The sequence below is a fragment of the Streptomyces sp. NPDC002328 genome (assembly GCF_042890065.1).
Classification (GTDB): domain Bacteria; phylum Actinomycetota; class Actinomycetes; order Streptomycetales; family Streptomycetaceae; genus Streptomyces.
The window spans coordinates 77,261-94,020 of the sequence record NZ_JBIARQ010000019.1 but is presented as its reverse complement, the minus strand read 5'-3'; the positions used below and the strand labels follow the sequence as shown (position 1 = coordinate 94,020).

Annotated in this window: 20 protein-coding genes; 8 read left to right on the top strand and 12 right to left on the bottom strand. The window is 71.3% G+C overall.

Annotation, left to right across the window (positions count from 1 at the left end; genetic code table 11):
• Positions 1 to 132: 132 nt before the first annotated feature.
• Positions 133 to 1,017 carry a DedA family protein gene (locus ACFYX4_RS33775; protein WP_389341521.1) on the bottom strand — a complete coding sequence of 295 codons (885 nt, stop codon included), beginning with the start codon at positions 1,015 to 1,017 and terminating at the stop codon, positions 133 to 135.
• A 143-nt stretch (positions 1,018 to 1,160) separates the two neighbouring features.
• Here ACFYX4_RS33775 and ACFYX4_RS33770 point away from each other — a divergent pair, with 143 nt between their 5' ends.
• Entirely contained in the window at positions 1,161 to 1,526 is a 366-nt protein-coding gene (locus ACFYX4_RS33770; RefSeq protein WP_389341518.1) for a YbjQ family protein, read from the top strand.
• 15 nt (positions 1,527 to 1,541) lie between these two features.
• Here ACFYX4_RS33770 and ACFYX4_RS33765 read toward each other — a convergent pair whose 3' ends face one another.
• The gene (locus ACFYX4_RS33765; protein WP_389341515.1) at positions 1,542 to 2,315 is read right to left on the bottom strand and encodes a MerR family transcriptional regulator; all 774 of its coding nucleotides are present in this window, start codon (positions 2,313 to 2,315) and stop codon (positions 1,542 to 1,544) included.
• 172 nt (positions 2,316 to 2,487) lie between these two features.
• Here ACFYX4_RS33765 and ACFYX4_RS33760 point away from each other — a divergent pair, with 172 nt between their 5' ends.
• Together ACFYX4_RS33760 and ACFYX4_RS33755 are read left to right on the top strand one after the other, a co-directional pair.
• Complete coding sequence (locus ACFYX4_RS33760; protein WP_389341512.1) at positions 2,488 to 3,774, top strand: ion channel protein; 1,287 nt, start codon at positions 2,488 to 2,490, stop codon at positions 3,772 to 3,774.
• A gap of 69 nt (positions 3,775 to 3,843) precedes the next feature.
• Positions 3,844 to 5,241, top strand: coding sequence for a glutamate decarboxylase (locus ACFYX4_RS33755; RefSeq protein WP_389341509.1), 1,398 nt, complete (start codon positions 3,844 to 3,846; stop codon positions 5,239 to 5,241).
• A gap of 35 nt (positions 5,242 to 5,276) precedes the next feature.
• Here ACFYX4_RS33755 and ACFYX4_RS33750 read toward each other — a convergent pair whose 3' ends face one another.
• The 5 genes from ACFYX4_RS33750 to ACFYX4_RS33730 form a co-directional block, all read right to left on the bottom strand.
• On the bottom strand, positions 5,277 to 6,038 hold the full coding sequence (locus tag ACFYX4_RS33750) for an ABC transporter permease (RefSeq protein ID WP_389341506.1): 762 nt from the start codon (positions 6,036 to 6,038) through the stop codon (positions 5,277 to 5,279).
• A complete protein-coding gene (locus tag ACFYX4_RS33745; RefSeq protein WP_389341503.1) occupies positions 6,035 to 7,015 on the bottom strand; it encodes an ATP-binding cassette domain-containing protein in 981 nt (326 codons plus the stop codon). The genes ACFYX4_RS33750 and ACFYX4_RS33745 overlap by 4 nt, the downstream gene beginning before the upstream one ends.
• Before the next feature lie 119 nt (positions 7,016 to 7,134).
• Entirely contained in the window at positions 7,135 to 7,776 is a 642-nt protein-coding gene (locus ACFYX4_RS33740; protein ID WP_389341500.1) for a PadR family transcriptional regulator, read from the bottom strand.
• A 48-nt stretch (positions 7,777 to 7,824) separates the two neighbouring features.
• Positions 7,825 to 9,285, bottom strand: coding sequence for an aldehyde dehydrogenase family protein (locus tag ACFYX4_RS33735; protein ID WP_389341496.1), 1,461 nt, complete (start codon positions 9,283 to 9,285; stop codon positions 7,825 to 7,827).
• Between the two features lie 129 nt (positions 9,286 to 9,414).
• Positions 9,415 to 10,239 carry a helix-turn-helix domain-containing protein gene (locus ACFYX4_RS33730; RefSeq protein WP_389341712.1) on the bottom strand — a complete coding sequence of 275 codons (825 nt, stop codon included), beginning with the start codon at positions 10,237 to 10,239 and terminating at the stop codon, positions 9,415 to 9,417.
• 374 nt (positions 10,240 to 10,613) lie between these two features.
• On the opposite strand from ACFYX4_RS33730, the gene ACFYX4_RS33725 reads away from it, so the two are divergent.
• The gene (locus ACFYX4_RS33725) at positions 10,614 to 11,111 is read left to right on the top strand and encodes an ATP-binding protein (protein ID WP_389341493.1); all 498 of its coding nucleotides are present in this window, start codon (positions 10,614 to 10,616) and stop codon (positions 11,109 to 11,111) included.
• A gap of 90 nt (positions 11,112 to 11,201) precedes the next feature.
• Here ACFYX4_RS33725 and ACFYX4_RS33720 read toward each other — a convergent pair whose 3' ends face one another.
• The 5 genes from ACFYX4_RS33720 to rpmG form a co-directional block, all read right to left on the bottom strand.
• Positions 11,202 to 11,462 (bottom strand): DUF397 domain-containing protein, encoded by a 261-nt coding sequence (locus tag ACFYX4_RS33720; protein WP_389341490.1) that lies wholly within the window; start codon positions 11,460 to 11,462, stop codon positions 11,202 to 11,204.
• A gap of 833 nt (positions 11,463 to 12,295) precedes the next feature.
• A complete protein-coding gene (rpsR, locus tag ACFYX4_RS33715; RefSeq protein WP_389341487.1) occupies positions 12,296 to 12,565 on the bottom strand; it encodes a 30S ribosomal protein S18 in 270 nt (89 codons plus the stop codon).
• Between the two features lie 4 nt (positions 12,566 to 12,569).
• A complete protein-coding gene (locus tag ACFYX4_RS33710) occupies positions 12,570 to 13,874 on the bottom strand; it encodes a GTP-binding protein (protein WP_389341484.1) in 1,305 nt (434 codons plus the stop codon).
• Positions 13,871 to 14,134: a type B 50S ribosomal protein L31 gene (locus ACFYX4_RS33705; RefSeq protein WP_389341481.1), complete on the bottom strand. Its 264-nt coding sequence runs from the start codon at positions 14,132 to 14,134 to the stop codon at positions 13,871 to 13,873. The genes ACFYX4_RS33710 and ACFYX4_RS33705 overlap by 4 nt, the downstream gene beginning before the upstream one ends.
• A gap of 9 nt (positions 14,135 to 14,143) precedes the next feature.
• Positions 14,144 to 14,308 (bottom strand): 50S ribosomal protein L33, encoded by a 165-nt coding sequence (gene rpmG, locus ACFYX4_RS33700; protein WP_015658813.1) that lies wholly within the window; start codon positions 14,306 to 14,308, stop codon positions 14,144 to 14,146.
• A 62-nt stretch (positions 14,309 to 14,370) separates the two neighbouring features.
• Between rpmG and rpmB the strand changes: the two genes are divergently transcribed.
• The 4 genes from rpmB (at position 14,371) to ACFYX4_RS33680 (ending at position 16,698) form a co-directional block, all read left to right on the top strand.
• Complete coding sequence (rpmB, locus tag ACFYX4_RS33695; protein WP_389341477.1) at positions 14,371 to 14,607, top strand: 50S ribosomal protein L28; 237 nt, start codon at positions 14,371 to 14,373, stop codon at positions 14,605 to 14,607.
• Positions 14,607 to 14,912, top strand: a complete 306-nt coding sequence (gene rpsN, locus ACFYX4_RS33690; protein WP_389341474.1) for a 30S ribosomal protein S14 — start codon at positions 14,607 to 14,609, stop codon at positions 14,910 to 14,912. Before rpmB ends, rpsN begins: the two co-directional genes overlap by 1 nt.
• 598 nt (positions 14,913 to 15,510) lie before the next feature.
• Positions 15,511 to 16,074 carry a hypothetical protein gene (locus tag ACFYX4_RS33685; RefSeq protein WP_389341471.1) on the top strand — a complete coding sequence of 188 codons (564 nt, stop codon included), beginning with the start codon at positions 15,511 to 15,513 and terminating at the stop codon, positions 16,072 to 16,074.
• Between the two features lie 87 nt (positions 16,075 to 16,161).
• Positions 16,162 to 16,698: a DUF4232 domain-containing protein gene (locus ACFYX4_RS33680; RefSeq protein ID WP_389341468.1), complete on the top strand. Its 537-nt coding sequence runs from the start codon at positions 16,162 to 16,164 to the stop codon at positions 16,696 to 16,698.
• The last annotated feature ends 62 nt before the right edge of the window (positions 16,699 to 16,760 follow it).

Below are 16,760 nucleotides of genomic sequence, written 5' to 3'. Positions count from 1 at the left end.
GGGCGCCTTCTGACTCGGTGAGTCTCGTTGTGTGGCGGCTGCCGGTTCGTTGTGGCTGGGCGCGCCCGCGCGGCGGAGCCGCACATCCTTACAGCCCCGCGCCCCTGGGGGCTGCGCCCCCAGGGGTCGGGCTCAGTAGCCGCCGTTGTACGGGTACTGGCCGTTCTGGTTCTGGGGGTTCTGGGGGGCGCCGTAGGGCTGCTGCTGGGGCTGCCAGTCCTGTTGGGGGTACTGCTGCTGCTGGCCGCCGGCGTAGTAGTCGTTCTGGTGGTTGCCCTGGTTGCCCTGGTGGCCGTACGGCTCGGTCTGGTCGATGCGGCGGAGCTGGGTGGTGGCGTCGTCCATGACGTGGGCCTGGGGCTGCTGCTGCGCGGGGGCGGGCTGTTGGGCCGCCGCGCGCTTCTTCTTGGCGCGCTCGCGCATGAACTCGACGATGATCGGGACGACGGAGGCGAACACGATGAGGATGAGGATCGCCTCGACGTTCGTCTTGATGAAGCTGATCTGGCCGAGCCAGTACCCCGCGAGCGTGACGCCCGTGCCCCAGGCGATGCCGCCGATGATGTTGTAGGCGAGGAACGTGCGGTACTTCATGCTGCCCGCGCCGGCCACGATGGGCGCGAACGTGCGGACGATGGGCACGAAGCGGGCCAGGACGATCGCCTTGGGGCCGTACTTCTCCATGAACTCGTGGGCCTTCTCCAGGTTCTCCTGTTTGAAGAGCTTGGAGTTGGGACGGTTGAAGAGCTTGGGACCGAGGAACTTGCCGATCATGTAGCCCACTTGGTCGCCGACGACGGCGGCGATCACGATGAGCGTGCAGACGAGCCACAGGGGCTGGGTGATGTACTGGCCCTCGGCCACGAACAGGCCCGCCGTGAACAGCAGGGAGTCTCCGGGGAGGAAGGCGAAGAGACCGGACTCCGCGAAGACGATCAGCAGGATGCCGGGCAGGCTGAAGGTCTCGATCAGGTAGTCCGGGCTGAGCCACTCGGGGCCTAGCGCAAGCGTGGTCACGGGGATGTGGCTCCTGCTGTGGGGAACGGGCTGGGGGTACTGGCGGGGGCTGGCTGCCCAAACGTATCAACGCAACCGGCCTCGCCCAGGTTCCAAGGGGTTCCCAGGATGCACTGTGCCTCCGCTTGGGCAAACCTGTGAGCATGGGCATCGAGGACTACGGCGGCGGCCAGGGGCCCCAGCCGGACGTACTGGTCGTCACCACGAACGACGTTCCCGGGCGCCGGGTCGAGCGGGTCATCGGCGAGGTCTTCGGGCTGACGGTGCGCTCGCGGCACCTGGGCACGCAGATCGGCGCGGGTCTGAAGTCGATGGTCGGCGGTGAGCTGAAGGGCCTCACCAAGACGCTCGTCGAGACCCGCAACCAGGCCATGGAGCGGCTCGTCGAGCAGGCACGCGTGCGGGGCGCGAACGCCGTGCTGGCGTTCCGCTTCGACGTGACGGAGGCCGCGGACGTGGGCACCGAGGTGTGCGCGTACGGGACGGCGGTGGTCCTGGCCCGGGAGTGACCCCGGGCCAGGACGCTACGACGCCGTGCGCCGCGCCGCGTTGGCGGTGATGGCCTCCTTGAGGTGCTCGGCGAGGCCCGGGCGCATGGAGTCGTAGAACGCCTTGAAGCGCTCGTCGGCGACGTACATCTCGGCCAGGGACCGGTGCATGTCGTACGGGCACTCGTAGAACCAGCGGCAGATGTGCTGCCGGTGCTCCTCGGCCAGGTCCATGGCCGTCTCGCCGGCCGGCGGTTCGCCTGCGGCCATCAGGGCGTCGTAGCGCTCGCCCCAGGCGGCCACCTCGGCCTGCATGCGTTTCCAGTCGTCCTTGGTGTAGCGGGCGGCCCGGCGCTGCGACTCGGCGTAGGCCTCGGTGCCGCCCCAGCGCTGTTCGGCCTCCTCGGCGTACTGTTCCGGATCCTTGTCGCCGAAGACCTCGAAGCGTTCCTCCGGCGTGAGGTCGATTCCCATTCTGCGTGCCTCCATGGCGTGCTCCACGGCCGCGGCCATCTCGCGCAGCTTCTCGATCCGGGCGGTCAGCAGTTCGTGCTGGCGGCGCAGATGCGCGCGCGGGTCTGCTTTTCCGGTTGCCTGGTCGTCGAGCAGGGCCGCGACCTCGTCGAGCGGGAAGCCGAGCTCCCGGTAGAACAGGATCTGCTGCAACCGGTCGAGGTCGGCGTCGCTGTAGCGCCGGTGCCCCGCGTGGCTGCGCTCGCTCGGGGCGAGCAGGCCGATGTCGTCGTAGTGATGCAGGGTGCGCACCGTGACCCCGGCGAAGCCGGCCACCTGTCCTACGGAGTAGCTCACTTCGTCCGCTCCCTTCTCGGTACGCGCTCCACGGTGGGGCCTCACGCGACGTGAGGTGCAAGTTCGCTTTTCCGCATGCCTTTCCGCACGCCTTCCGCACGCTTTTCCGCGGGCGCGCCTCAACGGCCCATCCCCGGATGTTCGGTCCCTTTTGCCCCCTTATGGTGAGCCCGTGGCCCAGGACACCGCACGGCAGGCGCAGCCCCCCGCTCCGGCGACCCCGGCTCGCGCGCTGCTGCCGTTGATCCTGCCCGCCCTGGTCGTCGGCGTGGTCTCGAGTCTGCTCCTCGTCGGCGTGAGCGGGCTGGCCGAACGCTTGCAGGACGTGCTCTGGGGGACCCTGCCGGACGCGCTGGGCGTGGGCCGCTACTCGGTGCTGTGGATGCTGGTCATGCTCACCTCGACCGGGATCCTGGTGGGGCTGGTGGTCTGGAAGGCGCCGGGTCACGCCGGGCCGGATCCCGCGACGACGGGCCTGAACGCGCCCGTGCTGCCGCCCGTGGTGCTGCCGGGCCTGCTGGTGGCGACCGTGCTGATGCTGGCGGGCGGGCCGAGCCTGGGCCCCGAGAACCCGATCATCGCCGTGAACATCGGCCTCGCCTACTGGCTGGGCCGGCGGCTGATCCCCCGGATGCCGGGCGCGGTGTGGCCCGTGCTGGCCGAGGCGGCGACGATCGGCGCGCTGTTCGGCACGCCGGTGGCGGCGGCGCTGATGATCTCCGAGGCGATGGCGGGGCGGCAGACGAAGGGGCCGCTGTGGGACAGCGTCTTCGCGCCCCTCGTCGCGGCGGCGGCCGGTTCGATGACGACCAGCCTGGTGTCCCGGCCGAGCTTCGACCTGAACCTGCCCCCGATCGACCAGCCGGACTGGGGCGATCTGCTCGGCGCGGTCGTGATCGCGTCCGTGGGCGCGCTGCTCGCCCTGTGCGCCGTGCGCGCCTTCCCCTACGTCCACGCCGCGTTCGGGCGGCTGGGGCACCCGATGCTGACGCTGCCGGTCGGCGGGCTCGTGCTGGGGCTGCTGGCGGCCGTGGGCGGCGAGCTGACGCTCTTCAAGGGGCTGGAGGAGATCGGGGAGCTGGCGAGCGATCCCGAGGGCTGGACGGCCGGGCAGTTCGCCACGATGACGGTGGTGAAGCTGGCGGCGATGCTCGTGGCCGCGTCCTGCGGCTTCCGGGGCGGGCGGATCTTCCCGTCCGTGTTCGTCGGCACCGCCCTCGGTCTCACCGCCCACGCGCTCGTGCCCGGGGTGCATCCCGCGGTGGGGGTGGCCGCCGGTGTGCTCGGCGTGCTGCTCGCCATCACCCGGCAGGGCTGGGTGAGCCTCTTCGTCGCCGCCGTCCTGGTCGCCTCCCCCGCGATCGTCACCCTCCTGTGCGTCGCGTCGCTGCCGGCCTGGCTGCTGGTCACGGGGCGTCCGCAGATGCAGTTGCGCGACGACGGGAAGCCGGTCCGTTGAGCGCCGCCGAACCCCCTCTGAACTCCCCCTCTCCCCCGTCCCGTTCCCGTCTCCCGAGGAGTGACGTCCATGCCGCTGCACAAGGGGTCCCGTCCCGACGAGCGCTCGCTGTCCGTCAACCCGTTCTACGGTGTCGCCGATCCGGTCGGCGGCATGACCGAGTCGCCGCCCAAGCACCGGCTGCCGGACACGCCGACGCCGCCCTCGACCGCGTACCAGCTCGTCCACGACGAGCTGATGCTGGACGGCAACTCCCGGCTGAACCTGGCCACGTTCGTCACCACCTGGATGGAGCCGGAGGCCGGGGTGCTGATGGCGGAGTGCCGCGACAAGAACATGATCGACAAGGACGAGTACCCGCGCACCGCCGAGCTGGAGCGGCGCTGTGTGGCGATGCTCGCCGACCTGTGGAACGCGCCCGAGCCGTCGGCCGCCGTGGGCTGTTCGACGACCGGTTCGAGCGAGGCGTGCATGCTCGCCGGAATGGCCCTCAAACGGCGCTGGAGCAAGCGCGGTCCGGCCTCGGGCGCCCGGCCGAACCTGGTCATGGGCGTCAACGTGCAGGTGTGCTGGGAGAAGTTCTGCGCCTTCTGGGAGGTGGAGCCGCGTCTGGTCCCCATGGAGGGGGACCGCTTCCATCTCGACCCGCGGGCCGCCGCCGAGCTGTGCGACGAGAACACCATCGGGGTCGTCGGCGTCCTCGGCTCCACCTTCGACGGCTCCTACGAGCCGATCGCGGACCTGTGCGCCGCCCTGGACGCCCTCCAGGAGCGCACCGGCCTCGACGTCCCGGTGCACGTCGACGGGGCGTCCGGGGCGATGGTCGCGCCCTTCCTCGACGAGGACCTGGTGTGGGACTTCCGCCTCCCGCGCGTGGCGTCGATCAACACCTCGGGGCACAAGTACGGGCTGGTCTACCCCGGGGTCGGCTGGGCGCTGTGGCGCGACGGCGCCGCCCTGCCCGAGGAGCTCGTCTTCCGCGTCAACTACCTGGGCGGCGACATGCCGACCTTCGCACTGAACTTCTCACGGCCGGGCGCCCAGGTCGTCGCGCAGTACTACACGTTCCTGCGGCTCGGCCGTGAGGGCTACCGGGCCGTGCAGCACTCCGCGCGCGAGGTCGCCCGGGGCATCGCCGACCGGGTGGCGGAACTGGGCGACTTCGAGTTGCTGACCCGGGGCGACGAGCTGCCCGTCTTCGCCTTCACCACCGCCCCGGGCGTGGAGTCCTACGACGTCTTCGACGTCTCGCGGCGGCTGCGGGAGAGCGGCTGGCTGGTGCCCGCGTACACCTTCCCGCCGAACCGCGAGGACCTCTCCGTCCTGCGCGTGGTCTGCCGCAACGGCTTCTCGACCGACCTGGCCGACCTGTTCGTGGACGACCTGACCCGGCTCCTGCCGGAACTGCGCCGCCAGCCCCACCCGCTGACCCGGGACAAGGCGGCGGCGACCGGGTTCCATCACTAGGGCCCGTCCGGCGGGCGGGGCTTTCGGCGCGCGTCCTAGCGGCTCAGGCGGTTGAACCTGCGTACCGCCAGCGGGAAGAAGACCGCCAGCAGGGCCAGGGGCCACAGGGTGGCCGGCCAGATGTGGCCGGCCGCTCCGCCGGGGGCGCCGAAGAGGTCGCGTACCGCGGTCGCCGTGTGGGACATGGGGTTCCACTCGACGAGCGCGCCCAGCCAGGCGGGCATGGAGTCGGGGGCGGCGAAGGCGTTGGAGAGGAAGCCGACCGGCCAGACCAGGATCTGCACGGCCTGGACCATCTCCGGCTTGCCGGCCACCAGCGCCAGATGGATGCCGATCCACAGCATCGCGAAGCGGAACAGGAGCAGCAGCCCCACGGCGCCCAGGAAGCCCCCGAAGCCGCCGTGCGTGCGCCAGCCTAGCGCGAACGCGACGGCGATCAGGACGGCCAGGCCCACCGCCGACTGGAGCATGTCGGCCGCCGAACGGCCCACCAGGACCGCGCCGTCGGCCATGGGCAGCGAGCGGAAGCGGTCGATCACGCCCTTGTTGAGATCCTGGGTGACGGAGAGCATCGTGCCCTCCAGACCGAAGGCCATGGTGAGCGCGAGCATGCCGGGGACCAGGTAGTCGAGGTACTCGCCGCTCACCCCGCGACCGCCGCCGACCAGGTAGCCGAACATCAGCAGCAGCATCACCGGGAAGACCAGGCCGACGATCAGCCGGCCTGGCTGCCGTGCCCAGTGGGCGAGTTCGCGCCGGGTCATGGTCCAGGAATCGGTCAGCGCGTACGTGCTCACACGGCCTCCTTCGTACGGTCGTCCACGCGGGTGTTCGAACGGTCGTGCGCTCCGGTCAGGTGCAGGAACACCTCGTCGAGCGTGGGGCGGCGCAGGGCCACGTCCTCCGCCTCGATGCCGGCCTCCTCCAGCGCGCGGACGACGCCCGAGAGGGCGGCCATCCGGTCGGGGACGGGGGCGCTGAGCAGACGGCGGTCGGCGTCGACCGTGACGGCGTCCTTGGGCACCGGCAGCAGGGCGAGCGCGGCGCCCAGGTGGCCCTCGTCGCGCAGGACGACGTCGATGCGGTCGCCGCCCGTCAGCGACTTCAGCTCGTCGGCGGTGCCGTCGGCGATGACGCCGCCGCGGTCCACGACGCTGATGCGGTCGGCGAGCTGGTCCGCCTCCTCCAGGTACTGGGTCGTCAGGACGACCGTGGTGCCGCCGCCGACCAGGGAGCGCACCGCGGACCACACCTCGGCGCGTCCGCGCGGGTCGAGGCCGGTGGTCGGCTCGTCCAGGAAGAGCACCTCCGGGTCCCGGATCAGGGAGGCGGCCAGGTCCAGCCGGCGCCGCATGCCGCCGCTGTAGTCGCGGACCGGCTTGCGGCCGGTGTCGGTGAGCTCGAAGCGCTCCAGGAGCTCGTCGGCCCGCACGCGCGCGTGGCGTGCCCCCAGGTGGTGGAGGCGGCCGAACATCTCCAGGTTCTGCCGGCCGCCCAGCCCCTCGTCGAGCGCCGCGTGCTGGCCGAGGAGCCCGATGCGCAGCCGGACCTCCCTGGCCTGCCGCACGACGTCGTGGCCGGCCACCTCGACCCGGCCGCTGTCGGGCCGCAGCAGCGTGGAAAGGATCCTGACCAGGGTGGTCTTGCCCGCGCCGTTCGGGCCGAGCACCCCGTGGACCGTGCCGCGCGCGACCGAGAGGTCGATCCCGTCCAGCGCTTGCGTGTCCCCGTACCTCTTGCGTACGTCCTCGACGGTGATCGCCGTGTCGGCCATGCCGAGCCCCCATTCGTCGCCCTGCCGGTCAAGCCCCTGCTAGTCAAACTTGACTACAGCTTCAACGTAATGCCCGCGCCCACAGCTCGTCAAACTTGATTAGCTGAACTCCCGCTCGATCAGCGGGCGTCCTCCGGATGCCGCTCCCGCGTCGCGTACGGGTTCTCCTCGTCCTCCGCGAGGACGCCGACGAACGGCTCGCCCTCGCCGGCGAAGGTGTAGGCCCCGCCCTGGATGCGGGCGATCAGGCCCTGGGTCCACTCGGCCTCGGCGTCGGCGGTGTGGACCCAGAGGTTCATGATCTCGCCGATGTGGCCGAGCTGCTCCGGGCCCTGCTCGGGCGCGTAGTGCTGGGTGACGGCGGAGCGCCACTCCTCGATGCGCCGGATCCGCTCCTCCAGCAGGCCTACGGCCTCGGCGCGCGGCAGGTCGACGATGAAGCCGATGGCCGCCGACTTGACGTCCATCTTCTGGTCGTACGAGGTCAGCGCCTCGCGGACCAGGCGGAAGTACTCCTCGACGCCCTGGTCGGTGATCTCGTACTCGGTGCGGGGCGGGCCGCCGGCGGTGGACGGCGCGACCTCGTGCTCGTGCAGCAGGCCCTGTTTCGCCATCTGCTTGAGCGCGTGGTAGATCGAGCCCGGCTTGGCGGTGGACCACTCGTGCGCGCCCCAGTACTCCAGGTCGTTGCGCACCTGGTAGCCGTGGGCCCGCCCGTGCTGCCGCACCGCGCCGAGCACGAGGAGACGGATCGCTGACATGCCGTCCAGAGTAGGCGGCGCCGGAATCATCCCGACGCCGCCCGTCGGTCAGAAGGGGAAGCGGCTGCGGCCGTGCTGCACCGAGATCCACTTGGTGGTGGTGAAGGCCTCCACGGTCGTCTCGCCGTTGAGGCGGCCGACGCCGGAGCTCTTCTCGCCGCCGAAGGGGACGATCGGCTCGTCGGCGACGGTGGCGTCGTTGACGTGGAACATGCCGGTGACGATCTGCTTGGCGAAGGCCACGCCCCGCTCGATGTCGCCGGTGTGGACGGCGCCGCTCAGGCCGTACGGCGTGTCGTTGGCGATGCGCAGCGCCTCCTCCTCGCCGTCGAAGGTGTTGATGAAGGCGACCGGTCCGAACACCTCCTGCTGGAGCAGGGCGGAGTCGAGGGGCAGGCCGGCGAGGACGGACGGCTCGACGAGGTTCTCGGCGGTCGTGCCGTGCAGCAGGGCGGTCGCGCCCTCGGCGAGCGCCTGCTCGACGGCGCCGGACACCGCCTCCGCCTGCTGGGAGTTGATCACCGGGCCGATGAGGGTCTGCGGGTCGCGCGGGTCGCCGGCCTTGAGCGTCCTCACCTTGGCGACGAACTTCTCGGTGAACTCGTCGGCGATCGAGCGGTCGACCAAAATGCGGTTGGCGGCCATGCAGACCTGGCCCTGGTGGACGTAGCGGCTGAAGACGGCGGCGTCGACCGCGTAGTCGACGTCGGCGTCGTCCAGGACCACGAAGGCGCTGTTGCCGCCGAGTTCGATGATGGACCGCTTGAAGTGCGAGGCGGCGACCGTGGCGACATGGCGGCCGACCTTGTCGGAGCCGGTGAAGGAGATGACCCGCGGGACCGGGTGCTCCAGGAAGGCGTCGCCGATCTCGGCGATGTCGGTGACGACGACGTTCAGCAGGCCCGGCGGCAGGCCGGCGTCCTCGAAGAGCTTGGCGATCACGGTGCCGCCGGCGATCGGGGTGTTCTGGTGCGGCTTGAGCACCACGGCGTTGCCGAGGGCCAGCGCGGGGGCGACGGACTTCAGCGACAGCAGGAAGGGCACGTTGAAGGGGCTGATCACACCGACGACGCCGACCGGCTCGCGGTAGACGCGGTTCTCCTTGCCGTCGACCGGCGAAGGCAGGATGCGGCCCTCGGGGCGCAGCGAGAGGTGGATCGACTCGCGCAGGAACTCCTTGGCGAGGTGCAGTTCGAAGGCCGCCTTGCCGAACGTGCCGCCGGCCTCGGCGACGAGGATCTCGCTGATCTCCGCCTCGCGCTCCTCGACCAGCCGCAGCACCTTCTCGAAGACCGAGCGGCGGGCGTAGGCGTTGGTGGCGGCCCACTCCTTCTGCGCGCGGGCGGCGGCCCGGTAGGCCTGATCCACCTCATCGACGGTGGCTATGGTGATCGAGGCCAGCTTCTCGCCGTCGTAGGGATTGAAGTCGATGATGTCCCAGGAGCCTGTCCCCGGGCGCCACTCGCCGTCGATGTACTGCTGGGCCAGGTCGGTGAAGTAGGACGACATGTGATCCCTCAATCCCCTGATGTGATCGGTTCTGATCGACTGCGCTCGGCAATCACGATCTGATCACACGTCATCGTACGTGTGTCGTAAGGGAGTTGAAGCCCGCGTGGGTGACTCGAGGGGAAACCCTCAGGACAGTTGCAGCAGACCCCGCAGCAGATCCCGGCTCTCGTCCGGCCCCGGGCTGTCCTGCTGGAGCTCCTTCAGCGCCTGCTCGTACTGGGCGACGTCCTCGTGTTTGTCCAGGTAGAGGGCGCTGCTGAGCTGCTCCAGATAGACCACGTCCGACAGATCGGACTCCGGGAAGCTCAGGATCGTGAAGGCGCCGCTCTCGCCCGCGTGCCCGCCGAAGCTGAACGGCATGATCTGGATCCGCACGTTGGGGCGCTCGGAGATCTCGATCAGGTGCTGGAGCTGCCCGCGCATCACCTCGCGGTCGCCGTACGGCCGACGCAGGGCCGCCTCGTCGAGGACGATGTGGAGGTCGGGGGCGTTCTCGGCGACGAGGTACTTCTGCCGCTCCAGCCGCAGGGCCACGCGCCGGTCGATGTCGGCGGCGCTCGCGCCCCTCATCCCGCGCCGCACGACCGCGTGCGCGTACGCCTCCGTCTGCAACAGCCCGTGCACGAACTGCACCTCGTACGCCCGGATCAGCGCGGCCGCGCCCTCCAGACCGACGTACGTGGGGAACCAGTTGGGCAGCACGTCCGAGTAACTGTGCCACCAGCCCGCCACGTTGGCCTCGCGGGCGAGTCCGACCAGCGCCTGGCGCTCCGCGTCGTCCGTGATCCCGTACAGCGTCAACAGGTCTTCGACGTCCCGCGTCTTGAAGCTCACCCGGCCCAGTTCCATCCGGCTGATCTTCGACTCCGATGCCCGGATCGAGTACCCGGCCGCCTCGCGCGTGATGCCGCGCGCCTCACGCAGTCGCCGTAGTTGCGAACCGAGCAGCATGCGCCGCACCACCGATCCGGGCTCTCCCGCGCTCACCTTCGCCAGCCTCCCCAGCCGTCCTCAGGGCCCGCAGTCTGCCACTAAAACACTTCGAGCAGTACTCGTCCGGTTACAGAGATGAAAGAAGGCAAAGGATACGCACAGAGCGGCGCGAGGGAAGAGTGAGGAGAAAGCAAGGGAAGCGCCGATGAACAGAGAGAAGATGGCGGAAAAAATGGCCAAGAAGCGGTACGGGCGGGTCCAATTCGGTCAGGTGCACGTGCATCTGCCCTTGCATCTGCTCTACGCATCGGAAACCATGGTCCCGCGCCACCGCTGCATCGCAACGACCGCGAATCCCGGGAGTGCCTCGCATGGGGACGAATGGATCGACCATGCTCGAGCCGTTACGGCAGGGCCTTCCGCCGCTTGATCCCGCGGCCGTGTCCAACGCGGCCTCCTGCGCACTGCCCGCCCGCTTCGAAGCGGTCCGCGAGGCACGGCAGTTCACCCGGAGAACCCTGGGCCAGTGGGATGTCGGCGACCACTTCGACGACGTCTGTCTCGTCGTCTCGGAACTGGTGACCAACGCGCTGCGGCACGGGCTGTCGCACGAGGACTCCCCGCGCGTGCCCGAACCCCGCCGACCCGAGCAGAGCCCGCCGGTGCGGCTGCATCTGATGCGGTGGACCGGGCGGCTGGTGTGCGCGGTGCGCGACCCCAGCCGCGAGAGTCCCCTGCCGCGCGAGGCGGACGACTTCTCGGCGGAGTCGGGGCGCGGCCTCTTCCTCGTCGACTCCTTCGCCGACGGCTGGGGCTGGCACCCGCTCTCCGGCAACCTGGGCGGCAAGGTCGTCTGGGCGCTGTTCCGGCTGCGGACGCCCGCCGAATGACGAACCGCGGCGCCTTCTGGCGTCGCGGTTCTACGCGCGTTGCCCCGTCGTCACCATGGAGGACGGCCGCCACTCGCGCGGGGACGGTCGTCAGCTCGCGATCAGGTGGTCGAACTCGCCGTCCTTGATGCCCAGCAGCATGGCCTCGATCTCGGCCCGCGTGTAGACGAGCGCGGGACCGTCCGGGAAACGCGAGTTGCGCACGGCCACGTCGCCGCCCGGCAGTCGCGCGAACTCCACGCACGAACCCTGTGAGTTGCTGTGCCGGCTCTTCTGCCAGGCAACCCCGTACAACTGTGTTGCGGTCATGCCGTTGTACACGTCGTACCCCCCGTCAACGTCGTGGTCCACAGGTCGCTCCCTGGTGGTGCGCTGGCTCGTGTGTGGCTGTAGCGCTGTGTGGCGCGTGTGGCGTGTGCCTCATGTGACTGATGTGGCGTTTGATGCCGTAGTCAACTGTCTCGGATCATAGCCCCGTTCACGTGCAGATGCATGAGCAGATGCACGTGCACGAGGGGTGCTTGCGCGGTTACAGCTTTGACGCTCACTTGACCGATCGTTCGGCTGTCCGAGTCCTTCGCGCGTGTGCCCCAGGGCCTGCGGCGCATGCGACCACCGGTTTCCCGTGGGCGGCCCTCGGCGTCGTGGGCCGCATGAAGTAGTTCGGATCGAACCACTCGTGCAGAGGAAGAGACGCATCGGGTCCCCTTCCTGTTCCGTCCGCGCGGCCCCGGTTCGGCCGGCGGGGAGCGACGCGGGCCGCCGGACCGTGCCGGAACGCCTCCCGCCTGGGCGGACGCCCGCCGTCCACTCGGCGCGACGGCCGCGGCGCCGACCCTGCCCCGGTGGGTCTCGTTCCGGCGGCGGAACCCGAGCACCCTTCGAAGCGCCCCCGGCACGAGCAGGCCGGGACAACTCCCCGTCGACGCCGGGCCACGGAACGCGCTCGCCCCCGTGGACGACGGGGAGATCGTCCACGGGGGCGAGCGGGGTCCGCCTCCGCTGGGGGCGCGGAGCCGGTCGGATGACGGAGATGCGGTCGGTATCACCGTCCGGGACAGCGGGACGGGTGACGTGCTTCTTCTCATACGAACGGTGTCTACGGCGTACGTCGTCGAGGGGTGCGGGGTCTACGACGGTGGCCGAAGTCTTTCGGGTGGGTGGTCAGCCGTGGGGCGGCTGTGTCAGCGGACGGTGTAGGGGAGGAGGGCCAGTTCCCGGGCGGTCTTGATCGCTCGGGCCAGTTGCCGTTGCTGCTGGGCGGAGACGCGGGTGACGCGGCGGCTGCGGATCTTGCCTCGGTCGGAGATGAACTTCCGCAGCAGGTCGGTGTCCTTGTAGTCGACGTACTCGATCCCCGCCTGGTCGAGCGGGTTGGGGCGGCTCTTGGCGGACTTGCGGTCGGGCTTGCGGTCGGGCTTGCGGTCGGGCTTGCGGTCGGGCTTGCGGGGCACGGGGTCAGACCTCCAGGAAGGCGTCGAAGGCGGGCGGCAGCCGCTTCCAGGCGTCGCGACCGGCGGCGTACTCGGCGTCGGTGAGCAGGCAGGACTCCAGCAGCCGTTCGAGCCCGTCCCGGTCAAGGCCGGGTGAGGTGAAGACGAGGTGCTGGCAGCGGTCGCCGTGCTCGGGCTGCCAGTCCAGCGCGGCGGCGGCGCGGCGCACCGGCGGGACCATGTCCCAGGCGGCGTCCGGCAGGGAGGCGAGCCAGGGCCCGGCCGACTCCACGCACAGGGCTCCCCCGGCGGCGTCCCAGTGGAGCAGGACGTCCGGCTTGTCCGCCAGCCAGAACCGGCCCCGGCTGCGGGCGGCGGCGCAGGTCAGGTCCTCCAGGGCCGTGTACAGCCGCTCCGGGTGGAACGGCCGGCGCCGGTGCCAGACCAGGGTGGTGACGCCGTGCGCGTCGGCGTCGATGGGCAGCAGCGCGCAGGCGGGGTGCTGGGCGGCGGCGGCCGCCTCGACGTCGAAGCCGGCGAGGGCCGCGGCGGCGAGGGGGCTCAGGGGGGTGAGGGGCGAGGTCGGTGCGGCGGGTTCGGCGGGCTCGGCGGGCGTGAGTGCGGCTGGTGTGGCAGGTGCAGGTGTGGCAGGTGCAGGTGTGGCAGGTGCAGGTGTGGCAGGTGCATCTGCACGTGCGGATGAGGTGATCGTCGGGTCCCCTGGGTGGCCGCCGTTCGGGACCGGCACCGGGATCCGACGGGCCGTCGGGTGGAGCTGGGCCAGCAGCTCGCGGTCCTCGTCGTCGGCCTCCGGGGAGTCGACGACCGCCAGGACCGGGGCGTACTCCAGCTGCCGTGCGAAGGTGTCGGCGACGGTCCGCTGGTCGGTGGCCGCCGCCGCGAGTCCCCGCTCGGCGAGGTCGTCGCCGTCGCCGAGACAGGGCAGGAGCAGCGCCGGGTCGACGGCGGTGATGACGCCGGTGACGGTCAGCCCGCCGGCGACGACCACCTCCGTCATCGCCTTGGGCTCGACCGAGTCCCACAGCTCGACGACGGCGAGCCGGGTGGTTCCGTCGCCGGCGAGACGGCGCAGTTCCGGCACGAGGTCCTCGCGCAGGGCGCAGCACGCGCAGTCGTTGACCAGCGGCGTCTCCCCGACGGCGAGGACGCCGCGGGCGTCGCGGACGGTGCGCACGACCGTGCCGGCGGGGGCGGTGGCCAGGTCGTGGTGGAGGACGACGCTGCCGGGGACGTCGGCGAGCAGGCGCGCGACGGTCGCCCGGCGGGCGTCGGCGTGCAGCCCGCCCACGACGACCACCGACAGGCTCACGCCCCGCCCCGCTTCCCGTACCGGCGCTCGAAGCGCTCGACGCGGCCGGCCTGGTCCAGGACGCGGGCGGTGCCGGTGTAGAAGGGGTGGCTGACGTTCGAGATCTCGACGTCCACGACGGGGTACGTGCGGCCGTCCTCCCACTCGACGGTCTTGCCGCTGTCGGTGGCGGACAGCGTCGAGCGGGTGAGGAAGGCGTGGCCCGCGGCCCGGTCGCGGAAGACGACGGGGCCGTAGGCGGGGTGGATTCCCTTGCGCATGGCGGTGGTTCAGCGCTCCTCTCGGAAGTCGACGTGACGGCCGGCGACGGGGTCGTACTTGCGCAGGGTCATGCGGTCCGGGTCGTTGCGGCGGTTCTTGCGGGTGACGTAGGTGAAGCCGGTTCCCGCCGTGGAGCGGAGCTTGATGACCGGGCGCAGTTCGTTGCGTGCCATGCTGCTACCTTACTGAAAATGAATCCCATTAGCATCACGGCTTCGAGGAGAGGTACGTCACCGTGTCCGCACACTGCATGCTGACCGGGGCCCGGCCCGGCTTCGGCAACCGCATCTCGCACTCCCACCGGCGCACTCCGCGCCGCTTCGACCCGAACATCCAGTCCAAGCGCTACTGGCTGCCGAGCGAAAGCCGCTTCGTGCGGCTGCGGCTGAGCACGAAGGGGATCCGGACCGTCGACGCGATCGGCGTCGAGGCGGCGGTGGCCCGGATCCGGGCGCGGGGGGTGCGGGTCTGATGGCGAAGAAGAGCAAGATCGCGAAGGACGGGAAGCGGCGGGAGATCGTCGCTCGGTACGCCGAGCGGCGGGCCGAGTTGAAGGAGATCGTCCGGCGTCCGTCGTCCACGGAGACGGAACGGCTGGCCGCGCAGCGGGAACTGCGCCGACAGCCGCGCGACGCCAGCGCGACGCGCGTCCGCAACCGGGACCAGGTCGACGGGAGGCCGCGCGGGTACTTCCGCACGTTCGGCCTGTCCCGCGTGAGCCTGCGGGAGCAGGCGCACGCGGGGTATCTGCCGGGGGTGCGCAAGTCGTCCTGGTAGGGCGGTGGTGGTCTTCGTGGTCGGGCGGTGAGGGGGCCTGCTGCCGTCGGGCGGTGAGGGTGCTCCTGGTCGGGAGGTGAGGGTGCTCCTGGTCGGGCGGTGGTGGGGGCTGCGCTCCGTCGCCGCGGGGCCGGCGGGGACGGGGGGACGACGAGGTCGGGGGGCTCACCCGGCGCGATGTCTCCGGGTCGACTCCGCGGGGCCGGCCGGGACGGGGGGCGCTCACCCGGAGCGACGCCTGCGGGCCGACTCCACGGGGGCCGGCCAGGGCGGGGGCCGATCACACGAGGCGACGCCTGCGGGCCGACCCCGCGGGGCCAGCCGGGACGGGGGCCGATCACACGAGGCGACGCCTGCGGGCCGACCCCGCGGGGCCAGCCGGGACGGGGGCCGATCACACGGGGCGACGCCTGCGGGGCGACTCCGCGGGGCCAGCCGGGACGGCGGGGCGCTCACCTGGGACGACGCCGGCGGGCTGACTCCGCAGGGCCGGCCAGGACGGGGGCACCCGGGGCCACGCCTGCGGGGTGGGCGGTGCTGGTAGCTTGCTGCGGTCCTCGGTTGATACAGGTCGGTCGGCTACCGCTTGGGAGTTCCAGTGACTTCGGCGATCTTCTCGGGCTCCGCGCCCGCCTCGCACACGACTGTTCCGCGTCCCGCGCGCGGGGCGGCCCGTCGGCCGGCGCGGGCGACCGCCGCGGTCGCGGCGCTGGTGGGCGCGTTCGCGTTGAGCGCGTGCGGCGGGGGCGGCGGCGCGGACGACTCCTCCTCCTCAGCCACGCCCAGCGCGACCGCCACGGCGGACACGGGGGGCGGCACCGGCGGGTCGAGTCCCACGTCCGCCCCCGGTCGCCTGGAGGGCAGTTGGCTCACCACGAAGGACGGCCAGGCCGTCGCGCTCGTGATCACCGGCGAGAAGGCCGCGCTGTTCGTGACCGGCGGGACCCTGTGCGACGGGACCGCCAAGGAGGAGTCGGACATGCAGATGATCCGCCTCAAGTGCGCGAGCGGGAAGAGCGACCGCACGACCGGCATGGTCGACTCCGTCGACAAGAACTCCCTCAAGGTCACCTGGGAGGGCGGGATCGGCACGGAGACCTACACCAAGGCGGAGGGCGGCCAACTCCCCTCGGGACTGCCGACGGCGGGCCTGGGGTCGTAGCCCCGTACGGGGGTTGTGGAGCGGAGGCCGGGGTTCATGCGTGATGATCCTTCGAGCACCGTCACGTCATCCGAAGGAACCCCACACATGCGCGCCGTTCCGATCACCGTCACCGCTCTCGCCACCGCCCTGCTCCTCACCGCCTGCGGCGGCGGGGACGACAGCGCCTCGGACGACACGAAGAGCACGGCCCCGACCGGCTCCGCCGCCGCCGGCTCCACCTGCGACCTGTCCGCGGAGCTCGGCCCGGTCAACGCCGCTCCGGCCGCCGGCGACAGCGGCAACGTCACCGTCACGCTCACCAACAAGGGCTCCGACTGCACCCTGGACGGCTTCCCCACGGTCGAGCTGGAGGCCGACGGCACCAAGGTCGCCGTCCCCGCGGACGCCGCCGCCGAGCCGCAGAAGCTGACGCTGGCGGCGCAGGCCACCACCTCCTTCACGATCACGTACGTCCGGGGCGAGGACGGCGGCGAGAAGAGCCTCGCCGCGAAGACGATGAAGTACGGCCTGCCCGGCGCTTCGGCCACGGAGAGCATCGCGTGGTCGTACGGCGCGGTGACCCTGAAGGACGAGAAGACGCCGGACGCGTCGGTGAGCGGGTTCCAGCAGGCTGGGGACTAGTCGGGGCAGTCCCTGGCCGGGGGCAGTCCCTGGCCAGGGCTGGGACGGGCCAGGGCGGCCGG